At 61.3% G+C, this 17,299-nt stretch carries 16 protein-coding genes and 1 pseudogene; 11 read left to right on the forward strand and 6 right to left on the reverse strand.

The window, feature by feature from the left end; translation table 11 throughout:
• Positions 1–294: 294 nt before the first annotated feature.
• From wecB to E1573_RS10465, 5 genes are read left to right on the forward strand one after another with little or no spacing between them, the layout of a single operon-like run.
• Positions 295–1,449 carry a non-hydrolyzing UDP-N-acetylglucosamine 2-epimerase gene (gene wecB, locus E1573_RS10445; RefSeq protein WP_133213276.1) on the forward strand — a complete coding sequence of 385 codons (1,155 nt, stop codon included), beginning with the start codon at positions 295–297 and terminating at the stop codon, positions 1,447–1,449.
• Positions 1,446–3,620, forward strand: coding sequence for a cyclic di-3',5'-guanylate-activated glycosyltransferase NrfB (gene nrfB, locus E1573_RS10450; protein ID WP_133213278.1), 2,175 nt, complete (start codon positions 1,446–1,448; stop codon positions 3,618–3,620). Before wecB ends, nrfB begins: the two co-directional genes overlap by 4 nt.
• A complete protein-coding gene (locus E1573_RS10455) occupies positions 3,617–6,580 on the forward strand; it encodes a phage receptor (protein WP_133213280.1) in 2,964 nt (987 codons plus the stop codon). Before nrfB ends, E1573_RS10455 begins: the two co-directional genes overlap by 4 nt.
• A complete protein-coding gene (locus E1573_RS10460) occupies positions 6,580–7,425 on the forward strand; it encodes a DUF4434 family protein (protein WP_133213282.1) in 846 nt (281 codons plus the stop codon). The genes E1573_RS10455 and E1573_RS10460 overlap by 1 nt, the downstream gene beginning before the upstream one ends.
• A 36-nt stretch (positions 7,426–7,461) precedes the next feature.
• The gene (locus E1573_RS10465; protein ID WP_133213284.1) at positions 7,462–8,541 is read left to right on the forward strand and encodes a diguanylate cyclase; all 1,080 of its coding nucleotides are present in this window, start codon (positions 7,462–7,464) and stop codon (positions 8,539–8,541) included.
• A 224-nt stretch (positions 8,542–8,765) separates the two neighbouring features.
• Here E1573_RS10465 and E1573_RS10475 read toward each other — a convergent pair whose 3' ends face one another.
• Positions 8,766–9,071 (reverse strand): DUF2388 domain-containing protein, encoded by a 306-nt coding sequence (locus E1573_RS10475; protein WP_133213286.1) that lies wholly within the window; start codon positions 9,069–9,071, stop codon positions 8,766–8,768.
• 112 nt (positions 9,072–9,183) lie between these two features.
• Here E1573_RS10475 and potE point away from each other — a divergent pair, with 112 nt between their 5' ends.
• On the forward strand, positions 9,184–10,521 hold the full coding sequence (gene potE / locus E1573_RS10480; RefSeq protein WP_133213288.1) for a putrescine-ornithine antiporter: 1,338 nt from the start codon (positions 9,184–9,186) through the stop codon (positions 10,519–10,521).
• 12 nt (positions 10,522–10,533) lie between these two features.
• Positions 10,534–11,424 carry an amino acid ABC transporter substrate-binding protein gene (locus E1573_RS10485; protein WP_133213290.1) on the forward strand — a complete coding sequence of 297 codons (891 nt, stop codon included), beginning with the start codon at positions 10,534–10,536 and terminating at the stop codon, positions 11,422–11,424.
• Positions 11,425–11,447: 23 nt separating this feature from the next.
• On the opposite strand, the gene E1573_RS10490 is transcribed toward E1573_RS10485, so the two are convergent.
• Both E1573_RS10490 and E1573_RS10495 read right to left on the reverse strand, forming a co-directional pair.
• Positions 11,448–11,651: a 4-oxalocrotonate tautomerase family protein gene (locus E1573_RS10490; RefSeq protein ID WP_133213292.1), complete on the reverse strand. Its 204-nt coding sequence runs from the start codon at positions 11,649–11,651 to the stop codon at positions 11,448–11,450.
• Positions 11,652–11,671: 20 nt separating this feature from the next.
• Positions 11,672–12,412, reverse strand: coding sequence for an SDR family NAD(P)-dependent oxidoreductase (locus tag E1573_RS10495; protein WP_133213294.1), 741 nt, complete (start codon positions 12,410–12,412; stop codon positions 11,672–11,674).
• Between the two features lie 127 nt (positions 12,413–12,539).
• Here E1573_RS10495 and E1573_RS10500 point away from each other — a divergent pair, with 127 nt between their 5' ends.
• From E1573_RS10500 to E1573_RS10510, 3 genes are all read left to right on the forward strand, one after another.
• Positions 12,540–13,442 (forward strand): LysR family transcriptional regulator, encoded by a 903-nt coding sequence (locus E1573_RS10500; RefSeq protein ID WP_133213296.1) that lies wholly within the window; start codon positions 12,540–12,542, stop codon positions 13,440–13,442.
• Between the two features lie 138 nt (positions 13,443–13,580).
• Positions 13,581–14,468 carry a YghX family hydrolase gene (yghX, locus tag E1573_RS10505; RefSeq protein ID WP_133213298.1) on the forward strand — a complete coding sequence of 296 codons (888 nt, stop codon included), beginning with the start codon at positions 13,581–13,583 and terminating at the stop codon, positions 14,466–14,468.
• 102 nt (positions 14,469–14,570) lie between these two features.
• Entirely contained in the window at positions 14,571–15,290 is a 720-nt protein-coding gene (locus E1573_RS10510; protein ID WP_133213300.1) for an SDR family oxidoreductase, read from the forward strand.
• 54 nt (positions 15,291–15,344) lie between these two features.
• Here E1573_RS10510 and E1573_RS10515 read toward each other — a convergent pair whose 3' ends face one another.
• Positions 15,345–15,611: a DUF1652 domain-containing protein gene (locus E1573_RS10515; protein WP_133213302.1), complete on the reverse strand. Its 267-nt coding sequence runs from the start codon at positions 15,609–15,611 to the stop codon at positions 15,345–15,347.
• A gap of 285 nt (positions 15,612–15,896) precedes the next feature.
• On the opposite strand from E1573_RS10515, the gene E1573_RS10520 reads away from it, so the two are divergent.
• Positions 15,897–16,124 carry a DUF6555 family protein gene (locus tag E1573_RS10520; RefSeq protein WP_133213304.1) on the forward strand — a complete coding sequence of 76 codons (228 nt, stop codon included), beginning with the start codon at positions 15,897–15,899 and terminating at the stop codon, positions 16,122–16,124.
• 1 nt (position 16,125) lies between these two features.
• Here E1573_RS10520 and E1573_RS10525 read toward each other — a convergent pair whose 3' ends face one another.
• The gene (locus E1573_RS10525; RefSeq protein WP_133213306.1) at positions 16,126–17,043 is read right to left on the reverse strand and encodes a DNA-3-methyladenine glycosylase; all 918 of its coding nucleotides are present in this window, start codon (positions 17,041–17,043) and stop codon (positions 16,126–16,128) included.
• A 129-nt stretch (positions 17,044–17,172) separates the two neighbouring features.
• A pseudogene (locus tag E1573_RS26995) lies at positions 17,173–17,299 on the reverse strand (maturase); the annotation flags it as partial.

The raw sequence follows: 17,299 nt of genomic DNA on the forward strand, positions 1-17,299 counted from the left end.
AAAGAACCCGCCTCCAGGGCGGGTTCGGTGCAAGTGCTCGCTAGCCCGCCAAAACGATAATGGCGGTAATAATGCTGTGCTGAGGCAACTGCAGGAAGGTATTCATGGCAGCGAAACTAGCGCAGGCCTGCAGATAAAGTCAAGCAGCAGTGCCTGACGCGCTGCACCAGTGACTGGCGTCAATATTCAGTCCCGCGTATTGGACAAGCCCGCCTTCTGCTGCTTGTATCTAAACCCTACAACACCGCATTTATGTACAACTTCGCACTTATGGACGGGACGAGGAGCGGGACAATGGCATATACAGTCATGATGGTGTTTGGCACACGTCCTGAAGCCATCAAGATGGCGCCTCTGGCCCAGGTACTGCGACAGTGGCCCGAGATTGAGCTGAACATCTGCTCCACTGGCCAACACCGGGAAATGCTCCAGCAGGTGCTCAGGGACTTTGGCCTGAGCGTCGATGAAGACCTGCATGTAATGACCCAGAACCAGACCCTCAATGGCCTGTCCCAGCATTTGCTTGAGCAACTGGACGCCACCTACACCCGCATCAAGCCCGACATTGTTTTGGTGCATGGCGACACCACCACCAGTTTCATCGCCGCCCTCGCCGCCTTCAACCGTCAGATCCCCATCGCACACGTCGAAGCCGGGTTGCGCAGTGGCAGCCTCAAAGCACCCTGGCCTGAAGAAGCCAACCGCCGTCTGACCGGTGTGATAGCCGACCTGCACTTTCCGCCCACCAACCGTGCCCGCGATAACCTGTTGCGCGAAGGGGTCACGCTGGAACAGATCGAAGTCACCGGCAACACGGTGATCGATGCCTTGCTGTGGATGCGCGATTACCTGCTCCGCAGCCACTGGAAGCCCGCCGCTGACTCGCCGCTGGCACAATTGCACGATGACCAGCGCATGGTGCTGATCACCGGCCACCGCCGGGAGAACTTCGGTCAGGGTTTTGAACGCATCTGCCTGGCCCTGGCCGAACTGGCCCTGCGCTACCCGCAGGTGCAATTCGTCTACCCGGTACACCTCAATCCGCAGGTGCAAGCCGCGGTGTACGCGGTGCTCTCGCACCAACCGAACATCCTGCTGGTCAAGCCCCAGGACTATCAACATTTTGTCTGGCTGATGAACCGTGCCTACCTGATCATCACGGATTCGGGCGGCATTCAGGAAGAAGCCCCCGCCCTGGGCAAGCCGCTGCTGGTGCTGCGCAAGGTCACCGAGCGGCACTCGGTGCTCGAAGGCGGCACGGTCAAACTGGTCGGCACCCAAACTGAACGGATCGTCAAGGAAACCAGCCTGCTGCTCGACGACCCGGACGTCTACAAACAGATGAGCAAAGTCTTCACGCCCTATGGCGATGGCCATGCCAGCGAACGTATCGCTGAACGACTGAGCCGCTGGCTCGAGGAAAACGCTCAAGAGCGCAGCGCCTCATGAGTCTGGCCTTTGTCGATTTCCTCACTTATGTGCTGTTCGGTCTCAAGCTTCTGGCAATCACCCTGGCCAGCCTGATGTTTCTGCTCGGCCTGGATGACCTGTTTATCGATGTCGTCTACTGGGGGCGCAAACTGATCCGCCGTTTTCGTATTTATGACAAGTACGAGAAGGCCGACGAAAGACGCTTGTTCGAGGCACCGGAGCAACCGCTGGCGATCATGGTGCCGGCCTGGAACGAAGTGGGTGTGGTCGGTGAAATGGCGCGCCTGGCGGCATCAACGCTCGACTACGAGAACTACCAGATTTTCGTCGGCACCTACCCCAACGACCCGCAAACCCAGGCTGACGTCGATGCCGTGTGCCTGCATTACCCCAACGTGCACAAAGTGGTGTGCGCCCGCCCTGGCCCGACCAGCAAGGCCGACTGCCTGAACAACATCATCGACGCTATCCTGCGTTTTCAGAGCGACGCGAAAATCGAGTTCGCCGGTTTCATTCTGCACGACGCCGAAGATGTCATCTCGCCGATGGAGCTGCGCCTGTACAACTACCTGCTGCCGAACAAGGACATGATCCAGATCCCGGTGTACCCGTTCGCCCCGCAATGGCGCGGGTTTACCGCAGGGCACTATGTCGATGAATTCGCCGAAAACCATGGCAAGGATGTAATCGTCCGCGAGGCCCTGACCGGGCAGGTGCCCAGTGCCGGCGTTGGCACCTGCTTCAGCCGCCGTGCCATCGGCGCCCTGTTGGCCGACGGCGACGGCATTGCCTTCGACGTGCAAAGCCTGACCGAAGACTACGACATCGGCTTTCGCCTCAAACAGAAGGGCATGAAGTGCATCTTCGCCCGCTACTCCATGACCGACCCACAACTGGCGCTCAAGCGTGACTGGCGCCTGGGCATGAGCCGAGAGTTCGCCCAGGTGATCTGCGTACGTGAGCACTTCCCCCGCGACTGGCAACATGCGATTCGGCAGAAGTCTCGCTGGATCGTCGGTATCGTATTCCAAGGCACCCGCAACCTCGGCTGGAGCCGCCGGGGAGCACTCAATTACTTCCTCTGGCGTGATCGCCGTGGCCTGTTCGCCTACCTGCTGAGCTTTCTGGTCAACCTGTTGTTCCTGGTGTTGCTGGCGATGTGGCTGGTCACGGTCATCGCCCCCAACAGCTGGCACTTTCAATCGATTCTCGCCGACAGCCCGTTACTCACTGCGCTGCTGTGGCTCAACGGCCTGATGCTGGTCAACCGCCTGTTCCAGCGTGGGTTCTTCGTCACCCGCTACTACGGCATCGTCGAGGGGCTACTGTCGGCACCACGGATGATGTGGAGCAACTTCGTCAACTTCTTCGCCAACCTGCGCGCACTGCGCCAGGTCATGGAAATGGGTGACTCTCGGCGCGTCGCCTGGGACAAAACCACCCACGAATTCCCCGCCCTGGCCTCGCCCATGCGCACACCGCTGGGCCAACGCCTGGTCGACAAGGGCCTGATCACCGAAGCGCAATTGCACGAGGCAATCACCAACCCTTTGCGGCGGCGTCTGGGCCGCGAGTTGCTGCTGCGCGGCTGGCTCAACAGTGAGCAACTGGTGCAGACCCTGGCCGAACAGTTGGACGTGCCCTGGGCGCCGCTCAACCCATTCAAACTCGACCCGCAACTGATCGCGAAAATGCCGCGCAGCCTGGCGGTGCACTACGGCGTGCTACCGGTTGCCGAAGACGCAAACACACTGATCCTGGCCAGCGAAACGCCGGTCAGCCAGGTGTCGCTGGGCGTCATCAGCCGCCAACTCAAACGCCCGGTGACCTACCGCCTCGCCCCGCAAGGCCGTGTCACCCTCGGCCTGCGTTACAACTACCCCAGCCCCTGGCAAAAAGAGGAAACCCGGCAGATGCTCGCGGTGCTCAAACGGCATCAGGATGATGCCGCCCTGCTTGAACGCGTCAGCCGCCATCAAGTGATGCTCGGCACCCTCCTGCAAGTGCGCGGCAAGGTGCCGCCGACCTTGTTCAATCAGGCCCTGATCGACTTCAACCCCGAACACCTGTCGCTAGGCGCACACCTGATCGCCCGCAGCATCATCAGTGAAGAAGTGTTGCAAGCGGCCCTCGCCGAACAAGCCGAGGAACAGCGCGCGGCCTATGAGCTGACCCGGGAGGTGGCATGAGCTTGCGCCCCCCCCTGACTTTTGCCTGCCTGTTGCTTTCGCTCTATTCCGTTCACAGCCTGGCCGCTCCGCTCAGCGATTTCGAACGTTATCGCAGCTACCCCTACATGGAGCGCAGCTACCGCGAGGCCAAGAACAACAACTGGAAAGAAGTCGAACGCCTGACCCGCCACCTGCTGGAGCGAGTACCCAACAACGACGAAGCACGCGCCCTGCTGGTTCAGGCGCTGGTTCACCAGCAGCGTTACCGTGAGGCCGAGCAAGTAGCCGAGCAGAACGCCAGCGCCGATACCCTGCTGGAACTGCGCTTGGCCTGGATCGAGCAAGACCCGCCAGCCGCCGGCCTGGTGGAAAGCTGGATCGCCAACAGCGCACTGAACCAGCGCATCCGTCTGTGGCAAGCCTACAGCCTGCGTCTGGCCAAAAACGGTGGTGCATCCCAAGCCTTGGACTGGCTCAACCAGTTGCCCGCCAAAGGCGACGACAACATTCTGCGTCTGGCCCGTGCCAACTGGGCCGAGCAGCTGCACGACTGGAACCAGACCATCGACGCCCTGGCGCCCTTGGCCGCGCGAGGCCAACTCGCCAGCCAAGACTGGCAGCGCCTGGCCAATGCCTATGTCCAGCGCCTGGATGAAGCGCCGCTACAGCAACTGCTTGAACATCCCCCGTCTGCCGAGATCGCCCGCCAGACCCGCCTGGCCATGGCCAACCGGGCCATCGCCCTCGACCACCGACAGATGGCCCAACGCTGGCTGCAGACACTGCCCGAAGACGACCTCAAGCAACCCGCACTGCGACAACAGCAGTGGGAACTGGCGCGCCAGGGCAACGACAGTGCGCTGGTACAACGCTTGAGCAACGAACTGAAGCGGCCATGCCTTGAGACTGCCGAATGGCTGTCGCGCCATGACCAGGCCCTCGCCCGCCAGCAATTGAACCAATGCCGCGCCGAGGACGATCCGAAAACCTGGCTGGTGCTCAACCAGCGCTTGCACGGTACAGGCGGCGGCTCAGCACAGCTGTGGGAGCAGTTGTATCGGCAAACCGGTGACCTGAGCGCACTGGAGCAAGCTACTTTCCTTGAGCTCAAAGCCGGCCGCCAGCAGCATGTCCGGCAACTGCTCGAGCACGCCTACGACCGCCGCCAAGGGCGCTTGCCGCCATCATTGCTACAGCGCCTGGCCGGGTTGTACAGCCAGGCCGACGCCCCCCTGGATGTGCGCCGCATGAGCGGTTTGATACCCCGCATCGACGCTGCCAACCGCGCCTTGCTGCTCGCGCGTCTGGCCGAAAACGGTGAGTGCGCGGCCGTGCGCCAGGCTATCCCTGCCACCCCCACCGAGGTCGGCCAGTTGCGCGCCCTGGGCCGCTGCGCCATGCCCGAGCGCCCGGGTGAAGCGGTCGCCTACTATCAAGCCGCCGAGCGTCTGGGCGACACCGGCAACCGCCTGCCTTTGGCCTACGCCCTGGAGGCAGCAGGTGATTCACAAGCGGCGCAACCAATCTGGAACAGCCTCAGCGACAGTGAATGGACCGACAACGCCCACCTCACCGCAGCCCGTAGCGCACTCAACGCAAACGACCCGACGCGCGCCAGACTGCACTGGAACAAGGCCACACACCACAGCGCCGATGACTTTGCGCTCGGTGCTGCAATTGCCGAGCGTCAGGGCGATTACGCCACAGCGCTGAACGATCAACGCGAGGCGCTGCAGCATCAACCTCGTGCCGACCACTACTACAACGCCTCGACCACCGCACAGCATGCGGGTGATAGCCAACAGAGCCTGCTCTGGCTCGCCGAAGCCGTACGCCTGGACCCGAACAATCCGCGTTATCAGGCCGACTACGGCATGCGCCTGGCAGGTTCTGACGACCCGGACGTGCGCCGCCAATCGATTCCTTCACTGCAGCGCGCCACCCGCGACTTCCCTGAGGACTACCGCTTGGGCGAAACCCTGGCGCTGCGTTACGACGAAGTCGAAGACAGTGCCGCTGCACGTCAAGAACTGCGTCGAGTAATCGACGTCGAACAGAACCTCGTCGACGGCGATGACGAATACGGCAGCCTGGAGGCGCGCAAGTACCGTCAGCGCCGCGCTCATGAAAGCCTGTCACGACGCGACAGCATCACCCTCGCCAGCACTTGGTCGCCGGCCGGTATTTCCACCAACGACAACTTCCGCGACAACCGCGAAGACCGCCGCGCAGCTTCGCAGAACGTGCAACTGGCCATGTGGGACCACGCCCTGGGCGAAGAGCCTAGCCGCAACGGCAGCACCCTGTCGGTGTATGGCCGCGTGCTGTTCGGAGGCCAGAGCCGCACCGACTATGCGCAAAGCATGGGCACCGGTGTCGGTCTGCGTTACAAGCCACTGGGCCGCGCCAACCTCAACCTGTACGCCGAGCTGTACCACCAGCGTCAGATTGACGACGCTCACTACAACGGCTTGAGCCTCGGCGAGTTGCTCAGCCCGAGCAAGGTCGCCGACAACTGGGGCGACTTGCGCGGCAATGCCGAGTCGAGCAACGACCTGTTGTTGCGTGCCACTGCCTCGTTCCTCGACCAAGGCGACTGGCGTAACGACTGGCGCATCGATGAGAGCCAGTGGAACGAGCGCTTCCTCTACCTCGACGCCGCCTGGTGGACTCGTGCCGGTGATCATCAGTGGCTGTCACGCTACCAGCAAGGGCATGTCTGGAAGTTGCCGAGCACTTCGCCACAAACCCTGATGCCCTACGGTTTCCTGGAATTCTCCAGCCAAGACCCCAGCAACGACTGGCGCCAAGACCTGCGGACCGGGGTTGGCTTGCGCTGGCAGTGGTGGTTCGACGACGACCGCTATAACGCCTATCGCGGCTCACTCAAGGTGCGTGCCGAGTACCAGCAATCGCTGGGCGGCAATCTGTATGAGCGTGCCAATGGCATGCTGGTGGGTGTGGAGATGAACTTCTGATGCGCAACTGGATCAGTTTGCTACTGCTTGCCCTGAGCCTGTCGGCCACTGCTGACCAGCGTGTGTTCTATCAACCGCTCAACCGCGATGCCTCGCTAAGCCCGGCGCAATGGCAAGCCTTATGGAAGGCCACCGCCGCTCAGGGCGGCAAAACCCTGATTGTGCAGTGGACGGCCTATGGCGACAGCGACTTCGGCGGTGCCGACGGCTGGCTCGCCAACAGCCTGCGCGGCGCCCATGAGCAAGGCTTGCAACTGGTGTTGGGGCTGTACATGGACGCCGCCTACTACCAGCGCATCAATGAACTGGACAGTGCAGGCCTCGCCACCTACTGGAAAGCCCAATTGGGTCGCTCACTGACCCAGCAGCAGCGCCTGCAACGCGACTGGAAGCTGCCGGTGGCGGGTTGGTACCTGCCGATGGAACTGGACGATGTGCATTTCAACGATCAGCACAGGCGTCAGGCCTTGTACACCCAGCTTCAGGCATTCAGGCAACGCCTCGACGCGCCTGTGCATGTCAGCGCATTCAGTGCTGCGCATCTGAGCCCTGCCGCCAACGGCGCCTGGCTGCAACAACTGGCCGCTGTGCCGCTGCAAGTCTGGTGGCAAGACGGCGCCGGCACCCAGCGTCTGAGCCCCTGGGTACGCCAGCAGTACCTGAGCGCACTGCCCTGCTCGGTCGGCGTCGTGCAGGAGGCCTTTCGCCAATCCAGCCGACCCGGCCAGCCGTTCACGGCGGTCGCCGCTACCCCCGAGCCACACACTGGCTGCCACCCGACAGCGGTGTTCTCTCTGCGTTATCGGCCATGGGCCAAGGGCCTGCTAACCTTGGACAGCAACTGAGACGTATTAAGCACTCATTGAATCTGCAAGGCCGCCATGTACAAGACCATCGAACAACAAGTGCGTAGAAACATCGCACCACCGGCGTTGCGCCGGGAGTTTCGCCAGCATGATTTCGAAAACCTACATTCTTTCTGCCTGCTGATCTTTGTGGTCAGCATTGGCATCTGGCTGCTGTTCGACGTGATCGTCAGTTACCTGGGCCAGCAGGACTTCACCTGGATCTCCATGGCGTTCATCACCATCATGGTGTGCATGACCATCATCCTGGCCTTCATTCACAAGGCCGGGCATTTCGACATCCTCAACCTGGCGTTCATCACCGTCATCACCCTGGCCATGCGCCTGGTGATCGAAGGCCTGCCGGTGGGTTTGCGGCCAGCCTGGCTGGTATTGGGCGCATCCACCGTGTTGTACAGCGTCTCGGTGCTGCCGGTACGACGCTGGTCATTTTTCGCCGTACTGGTGGTGTCCTGGATCAACCTTCACCCCTTCCAGGTGCCCGGCGTGCGCCTGTTCGACCTGCGGGGTTTGATGTTCCTGTGCTACGGCGTATTCATCAACGGCCTGATCATCTACACCTACCTGAAAATGCGGCGCGCCAAACTGTACAACTTCTACATGTCCAAGGTGTTGCTCGACCAGGCGTACATCGACGTCCTCACCGAGATCCCCAACCGCCGCTCGTTCATGGCCAAAGCCCAGACCCACCTGCAAGACGACGACGTGCAACACCGCTACCTGGCAATGATCGACATCGATAACTTCAAGAAGGTCAATGACCGCTTCGGTCACGACATTGGCGATGTGGTACTCAAACGCACTGCGGCCAACATCAAAGCGTCGATGACCGAGTTCGAGTATGCACGGCTGGGTGGCGAGGAGTTTGTCATTTACCTGTGGGGCGTTGACCAGGCAGATGCCGAGCGACGCGTCGATGCCTTGTGTAAACGGGTCCGTGAAGACGCCGTGGAGCACCCGGTGACCATCAGTATCGGCCTGACCCGGATCCTGCACGACGACAACCTGACCAACGCCCTGGTCAAGGCCGACGAAGCCCTGTACCAGGCCAAACATGGCGGCAAAGACCGCTACGTACTATGGCAACCGGTGTAGACCCAGCAGGTGCGGGCTTGCCCCGCGATGCGATGTTGGTTGATAAATCGCCATCGCGAGGCAAGCCCGCTCCCACCAGGGTTTCAAAAATTCTGTGGGAGCGGGTTCACCCGCGAAGCAAACACCGCGGTGGATGGCACGGGCTTCGCCCGTGTTCGCGGCTGAAGCCGCTCCCACAGGATGGAGCAAGACAGTTGCTCCCATAGCAAGCCCACCCCCACCAATCACCACTCATCGCTCGTCAGAATCGCCCGGGCAATGTCTTCATCGCTGGCTTTGAGCCCCGGGTATTCCTGACGAACACGCTGCACCATCGCCTCCAGGTACACACCACGGATGGCACCGCCACTGGCAATGAACGAAGACGCCTCGTCACGCGCCGGAATGATACGTTTGTCATCCTTGAAGGTGGAGTACAGCGAAGCGGATATACCCGCCGAGGTCGCAACGTCTTTGGCGTCAACATCCGCCAGAGCCGAACCCAAGGGCATGCACAGCACAAGCGAAGAAGCGATCAGTAAACGACGCATAATGGTGCCTCCGGAAATCGAGTACCTACCCAGCTAAGATATGCGCCGCTTCGCCCAAGTTCCCTCAAATGGCCTATACCCAATAAGCCGTGGATCACAATCGGGGACGGTTATGGCGGACTCAGGCAAGAAAATGACACTGGTCGGGCTCACCACACTGGTGACCGTCAACATGATGGGCTCGGGCATCATCATGCTGCCCACCAGCATGGCGCAACTGGGCGCGGTTTCGTTGTTGTCCTGGGTGGTGACGGCCATCGGCTCAATGGCAATCGCCTACAGTTTTACTCAATGCGGGGTGTACTGTTCACGCTCCGGGGGGCTGTCAGCCTATACCGAGGAGGCGCACGCCAAATCGGGGTTCTTTCTCTGCTCCTACCTGTACTTTCTGTCACTGGCCATTGCCAATGTTGCAGTGGCGATCTCCGCCGTCGGCTACATGACGGCCTTCCTTCCGTGGCTCGGCAGCAGCGCCATTGCCCTGTGTATCGGCACTATCGCCTTGCTGTGGCTGACGATTATCGCCAACTTCGGCGGCCCGGCCATTACCGGGCGGATCGGCGCGATAACCGTCTGGGGCGTGATCATTCCGGTGGCCGGCTTGAGCGTGATTGGCTGGTTCTGGTTTGATCGCAGCGTGTTCACCCAGGCCTGGAACCCCAACGACTTGCCGATCTGGGAGGCTATCGGCAAGACCATCCCGCTGACCCTCTGGGCCTTTCTGGGCATGGAGTCAGCCGCACAAGCGTTCGATGCCGTGGAAAACCCCAAGCGTAATGTGCCCCTTGCCTGCCTGTTCGGTACCCTCGGAGCAGCGGTGGTCTATGTGCTGTCGACCACGGTAATCCAGGGCATTGTGCCCAACGCAGAACTGGCCAATGCCTCGGCGCCGTTCGCCCTGGTGTACGCGAAAATGTTCTCCCCACTGGTTGGCAACATCATCATGGTGTTGGCGGTACTGGCCTGCGTCGGCTCGCTGCTGGGCTGGCAATTCACCCTGGCGCAAACGGCCAAGATGACCGCCGATCAAGGCATGTTCCCGCAGTTGTTCTCCCGGCTCAGTGCCTTGAATGCGCCGATTCTTGGCATGGTGGTCTGCGGGGTACTGCAAACGATCATGGCCCTGTCGACGATCTCGCCCAACGCCAGTGCGCAGTTCGCCAAGCTGGTCAGCCTGGCCGCAGTGACCAACCTGATTCCCTACGTAACGGCATTGACCGGCCTGTTGGCGATCATGCACAAGGCCAGGGTCGGGCCTGCGGTGTACAGCCGCAATACCCTGGTGCTGCTGGTTGCCGTGGGCTATTCGTTGTACGCCCTGTATGCCTGTGGCATGGAGGCGGTGCTTAACGGCGCTTTGGTGCTGGCGTTCGGTTACCTGTTGTACGGCTTTGTCGCCAAGCGTTTCATCATTCAGCAGGCTGCGGCCGAACGTACCGAAACACCTTGAACGGGAGCTGACATGACGTCCACCCTTGTACGCCTTACCTGCCTGCTCACATTGTTGCCGGCCCTCGCCACGGCCAACACCCTGGAGCGCGTGCGCAGCAGCCAGACCTTGACCCTGGGTTACCTGCCGGACTTTGCCCCTTTCAGCGTGCAAGACGGTGACAAGGCCAGTGGCTATGCCATCGACCTGTGCCTGAAGGTGGCTGAACAGGTGAAGGTGACCGTAGCCCGCCCTGACCTACGCGTAAGCTTTGAAACAGTAGCGCTGGCCGATGAGATCAGTGCCGTCAGTTCCGGTCAGGTCGATCTGCTCTGCACCCCGACCGTGGCCACCCTGCAACGGCGTCAGCAGGTCAGCTTTTCCATACCGATCTACACTGCTGGCGTTAGCGCTGTGGTACGCAAGGACGCGCCTGAGCCGCTGCTCAATGTGCTCAACGGCAAGCAGGCGCACACGGGGCCCACTTGGCGGGCAACGGTCAATCGTGGCCTGGCCAATCAGACCTTTGCCGTGGTCGCCGGTGGCGTGACGGAGCAATGGGTGCATAGGCAACTGCAGTCTCTGGGGGTGATCGCCACCGTCGTCGCCGTGGCCAACAACGCCGCTGGGCTGCAAGCCGTTGCTCAGGGCAAGGCCGATGCGTTCTTCTCTGAACGCATGCTGCTGAAGAACCTGTTGGCGCACGCTGATAACGAGACGTTGATGCTGGTCGAGCGCACCTACGACTACGCGCCGGTGTCGATGGTGCTCCCCCGTGCCGACGAGGATTTTCGTCTGCTGGTGGATACCGTGCTCAGCAACCTGTACCGCTCCGGAGACATCGAGCAAGGCTACGCAACGTACCTGGGCGGCACGACCAAGGCGATCAGGCGGTTGTTCTCACTGTACGCCTTACCGTTGTAGCCACGCCCAGGCACGTCGCCAGTTTATTGCCCTCGTTGGCGCAGGGCCGTCACCGTTTCACCACCGACGCCCCAATTGTCGGTGGGCACTTCCTCGATCACCACGAAGGTCGAGGCCGGCGGTTTGTTCAACACCTGGCGCAACAGCTCGGTGCTCCCTTCAATCAGCGCACGTTTTTGCTCGGCGCTGACCCCTTCCTCAGTGACCCGAATATGAACGTAAGGCATGGTGTGTTCACTCCTATTGATTACCAGACACCCGTCGCCGAACCACCGTCCACGGCGATCACCGTACCGGTGACAAAACGTGAATCGCTCAAGTACAACACCGCATCGACCACATCTTCCGGCGTGCCGATCTGCCCGGTCGGCGCCAGTGCCTTGAACGCGGCGCGGGCCTGCGGGTCGTCGCCATGCAGCGGGGTGTCGATGATCCCCGGGGCCACGGCATTGACCTGTACTTGTGCTGGCGCAAGTTCCAACGCCAGGGCGCGCACGGCTTGATTCAAGCCACCCTTGATCAGTACCGGCAGCAACGCCGGTACCTTGCGGTTCGGTTGCAAGGCAATCGATGCGGTAATGGCGATGATATGCCCGGCGCCATTACCGCTCATATGCCGGGCCGCCGCCTGCGCCGGATACACAAAGCCCTTGAGATTGGTATCGACGATGGCCTCGATGTCGGCCGGTGTGTAATCGGCCACCGGCTTGCCAATGAAAATACCGGCGTTGTTGACCAGCACATCGACTTTGCCGAACGCCTCAATGGCCTGCGCGAACAGCTTCTCGGCGGTTTCCGGCAGGGATATATCCCCTTCCACCAACAAGAAATTAGCCGGGTTGCCAAGCTTGGCCGCCGCATCCTGCAAACGCGCCAGCGTCCGCGCATTGCCAACGACATTGTCGCCGCGTTGCAGGTAAGCCTTGGCGATGGCAAAACCCAAGCCACTGGAGGCGCCCGTTACGATGACCGTTTTATTGCTGTGCATGATCGATAGCTCCTGAAGACCAGGCAGTAGGCCCGGTACATGGCGCTCACTGTAATTACCAACTGCCACTTGAAAAATACTGCGCGTGGAACTTGAATAGATACCTCATGTAATTAATTGAGTCGCCATGACCCGCCTTTTCGACGATGTTCAACTGGGCAGCATCGAGCTGTTCTGCCTCGCGGCGCAAACCAGCAGCTTTACTGCAGCGGCCGCTCAGGCCGGCGTCACCCCGGCGGCCGTCAGCCGTTCCATAGCCCGTTTGGAAGAACGCCTGGGCGTGCGCTTGTTCGTGCGCACCACCCGCCAGGTGCGCCTGACCGACAGTGGCCAGCGTTACTTCGAACGCTGTCGCCAGGCACTGAGCCAACTGGTGGATGCTGAGCGCGAAGTCACCGGCTCACAGGCAGAGCCGTCCGGCGTGCTGCGCATCAGCATGCCGACCCCCTATGCGCACTACCGGTTGTTGCCACGGCTGCCACAGTTCCGCCAGCGCTACCCGCAGGTACGCATCGACGTCCACGTCAGCAACCGCAACATCGACTTTGCTGACGAGGGCTACGACCTGGCGATCCGTGGCCGTGAACCGGCCGACTCCAACCTGATCGCCCGCCGCCTGGAAGATGCTGAGCTGGTGGTGGTCGCCACCCCAGCGTACTTGCGCCGCGCAGGAACACCGCAATCCCCATACGACTTGCACGCGCATGAGTGCATCCAGTTCGAAATTCCCAGCAGCGGGCGCGCCAGCAGTTGGTCGTTTCGGCTTGAAGGTAAAACCGTGGAGATCCCCACCACCGGCAGCTATACCTGCCTGGAGGACTTCCTCGCTACCGTGACCCTGGTAAAAAGCGGCGCCGGGCTGATGCAGGCCTATCGCTTCACCGTGCAACAGGAATTGGACAGCGGCCAGCTGCAGGAAGTGCTCAGCGACTTCGGCGGCACTTCGCGGCCGTTCATGCTCATCTACCCTCACGCGCGTCATGTGCCGCTGCGGGTCAGGGCGATGATTGATTTCCTGCTAGCGGAGTAACTCGGTAGGTACAGGCTGTCTGTGTGGGCTCGCCCGGCGATTACGGTCTGTCAGTCACTTCGCGTCGCGGGGCAAGCCCGCTCCTGCCTACCGGGTCTGCTTTAATGAAGCAGACCCGGTTCTTCAGAGCATGCGCCCATGGAACGCCTCACCGCCAAAGACTTCGCCCCGGAACTGCTGGAACTCTACGATTTCTATGCCCACGGCCGCATCAATCGCCGTGAGTTTCTCGACCGTGCAGCAGCCTTCACGCTGGCCGGGATGAGCGCCAGCGCGCTGTTGACCTCCTTGAGCCCGAACTACGCACTGGCCGTGCAAGTCCCGGCCAGCGACCCGGACATTGTCGCCGAGTACATCACCTACCCTTCGCCCAAAGGCCATGGTCAGGTACGTGGTTATCTGGTGCGCCCCGCCAAGGCGCAGGGCAAAGTCCCAGGTGTTGTGGTGGTGCATGAAAACCGCGGGCTCAACCCTTACATCGAAGATGTCGCCCGACGCCTGGCCAAAGCCGGTTTCGTGGCCTTGGCGCCCGACGGCCTGAGTTCGGTGGGCGGCTACCCAGGCGATGACGACAAGGGCCGTGAGCTGCAGGCCAGCGTCGATCCAGAGAAACTTATGAACGACTTCTTCGCCGCCCTCGAATGGCTGATGAAAAACGACGCCACCACCGACAAGGTCGGGATCACCGGTTTTTGCTACGGAGGCGGTGTGGCCAACGCAGCGGCGGTGGCCTACCCGGAACTCGCGGCTGCAGTGCCCTTCTACGGACGCCAACCGGACGCCAAGGATGTGCCGAAAATCAAGGCACCGCTGCTGTTGCACTACGGTGAACTCGACACCCGCATCAACGAAGGCTGGCCCGCCTTTGAACAAGCGCTCAAGGCTGCGGGTAAAACCTACGAAGCCTATTTTTATCCCGGGGCCAATCACGGCTTTCATAACGACACCACGCCCCGCTACGACGAGGCGGCGGCGAAGCTGGCGTGGGATCGGACCCTGGCCTGGTTCCGGCGTTACCTGGCATAAACAGCAAAAATACACACCCGGAAACAATCGCCCTTTTGCCAAGCCTTCGCCCATCTGGTGGCATGCTCGCTTTCAACCACAAGCCACGTCAGGAGACAGGCGATGAAAACCATGGTGGTAGGTGCCAGCAAAGGCTTGGGCCGGGCGTTGATCGAGGGATTGGGTGAAGCGGGCGACACGCTGATCGGCGTGTCACGCCAACGCCCTGAAGGCTTGGTGGCGCAGCCCGGTGTACAGGTGCAATGGATCGAAGCCGACCTGGCCCACCCCAAGGCCGCCGCAGCGCACTTGCAACAGGCGTTGCAAGGCCAGGCGCTGGACACACTGATCTATAACCTGGGAATCTGGGAATCCCAGGCCTTCACTGCAGCCTACGACTTTCTCGCCGATGATGAAGCGCAGATCGAGGCCATTGTCAGTTGTAACATCAGCGCCCCGCTGCTGTTGATCAAACGCCTGCTACCGACCTTGCTGCAGAGCCCACGGCCACGAATCATCCTCACTGGTTCAACCTCGGGGCTGCCGCAAAGTGGCCGCCCGGAAGTAACCTTCGGGGCCTCGAAATTCGCCTTGCGGGGTATCGCCGATGCCTTGCGTGAAGGCTTTCGCCATCAAAACCTGGGGGTGACCTGCCTGAACCTGGGTTACCTGAACACCGATGACCCGCTGACCACCCCACGCGAGCTGGCGGCGCAACACGGCGAAGGCCAGTTGATCCCAGTACACGATGTGGTACAGGTGGTGCGCATGGCATTGAGCCTGTCGTCGGCCAGTTTTGTTCGCGAACTGACCTTGCCCGCCCTGCTGGATGAACGCTTTTGAACCTCGCCCTGTAGGCGCGGGGTTGCCCCGCGACGCGATGTGTCTGATAGATAGCTATCGCGGGGCAAGCCCGCTCCTACAGGCCTGCCCAAGGCGCTGTTCCTCGCGCACCTGGGCCACCAGCGCGGCCAGCTCGTGGCAACTGGTGAGGCTGTGGATGCGCACACCGGTAACCGTCACGCAATTACTCAAGCTATCACCCTGCCCCAACTGAATGGTCAGGTGCTCATCGTCAGTGCACGACACCACACTACGATCAGGCAGAAACGCCTGCTCCAGCAGCTGGCACAGCTCAAGGCTGGAAACGCCAATCAATGACATGGTGCGATCCTCACAGGTGACCGGCTCGACTGCTCAGTAACTACCGAGCAACCCTTCACGGCCAATTGAAATTACTGATGCCGCAACGGTGGCCTCATGCAGCACAACAATCAGCAGGTCTGCTCCTTCAGCTGAGCCGCTTTCGCGCCCTGAAGTTCACACCCACCGTGCACGCTGCAGATGAACGGCGCAGGCAATCCGATTGAATTTTTTCAGCCCTGCGCAACTCATTACACACAAGGAAGGGATGTACTCGGTCACAGCTGAAAGGAACTGTTTAGCCCTATGAACACTGCAAAACTTTTCGTCATTGACTATGCACTGCACGGCGAACCCAAATCGTTCATTGTCCGTGCCGAAACCATGGACAACGCCGAAGCCTGGCACTGGGCGAGTTGCGACGCGGGAGTGGGTCGTATTGGCCGTTACGGGCGCGAGAAAATCAAGAAAATCAGCCAGCCACTGGCGGAACGCTACGGCATCACCGAAGTGAAATGGCGCCTGTCGCGGTGAGTCAACTCAACGACGTCCACAGGTGTTGGGCCGCATAGGCCCGCCACGGGCTCCAGGCGCGGGCGCGCTCCGCCAGTTGCGCCTCAGGGCCTTCGAGCAGGCGCAAGGCCTTGATCAGGACCAGGTCGCTCGACGGCATGGCATCGCCAGCGCCCAGTTGGCGTAGCGCCAGGTATTGCGCGCTCCACGGGCCAATACCGGGTAATTGGCACAGGCGTTTGGCCCAGCCGGCCAGATCGGCGGTGGGGCTGAGCAACTGCGGGTCATCCAGCAATGCGCGGGCCATCGTCGACAGCGTTCTGGCCCGCGAACGCGGCATGCCCAGCACGCTCAAGTCTTCGTCAACCAGCGCCGCCGGCACCGGAAACACATGGGTCAGGCCCTGTGCATCAGCGACCGGCGACGACAGTGGCCGACCGTAGCGCAGCACCAGGCGGGCCGCCAAGGTCATCGCCCCGGCCACGCTGATTTGCTGGCCCAGCACCGTACGCATGGCCTGCTCGAAGCTGTCCCAGCCCTGCGGTACACGTAAACCCGGACGCGCCGCGAGCAGCCTGGCCATCAACGGATCATGGCCAAGGTGCGCTTCAATTGCAGCCGTCGGTGCATCAAGGTCAAACACCCGGCGCACCTTGGCGATCAAACTCGGCAGCGCCGCTGGCGGCACACCAAATACTGTCAGCTTCAAACGATGTCCATGTGCCGGGCTGACCTGAATGACAGCGTGACGCCCATGCAGCACCAGCGTACGCGCATACACCCCGGCCTGGACTGTCTCGATACCGCTGATGCAACGCGCAGCGAAAAACCCCAGCAGCGAAGGCCAGTGCAACGGCGGCTGATAGTTCAGCCAGATAGTCAACGGCTGCCCGCTGCGCACACTGCGCCGGTAGCCATGCCTCGCCGGAACGTGATTCATCTGCCGATCATCGCCTGATTGTCCCGTTCGATGCCAGTAGCGGTCTGGCAAAACAGGGATCGAGTAGGAGGCGGGTTTACACCCGCCGTCCTCTCACACCACCGTGCGTACGGTTCCGTACACGGCGGTTCAGGCTACGCGGCTAAGCCGACTAATCGTATCCAGTATCGAGACAAGTCCAAGTCGATCCCATAGTTTCTTCGGTAGCGCCTGATTCACATGTGGCGCACCCGAGTTCCACCATGGGCCCCGGCCA

It is taken from the genome of Pseudomonas sp. H9 (genome assembly GCF_004353925.1).
Classification (GTDB): Bacteria; Pseudomonadota; Gammaproteobacteria; order Pseudomonadales; family Pseudomonadaceae; genus Aquipseudomonas.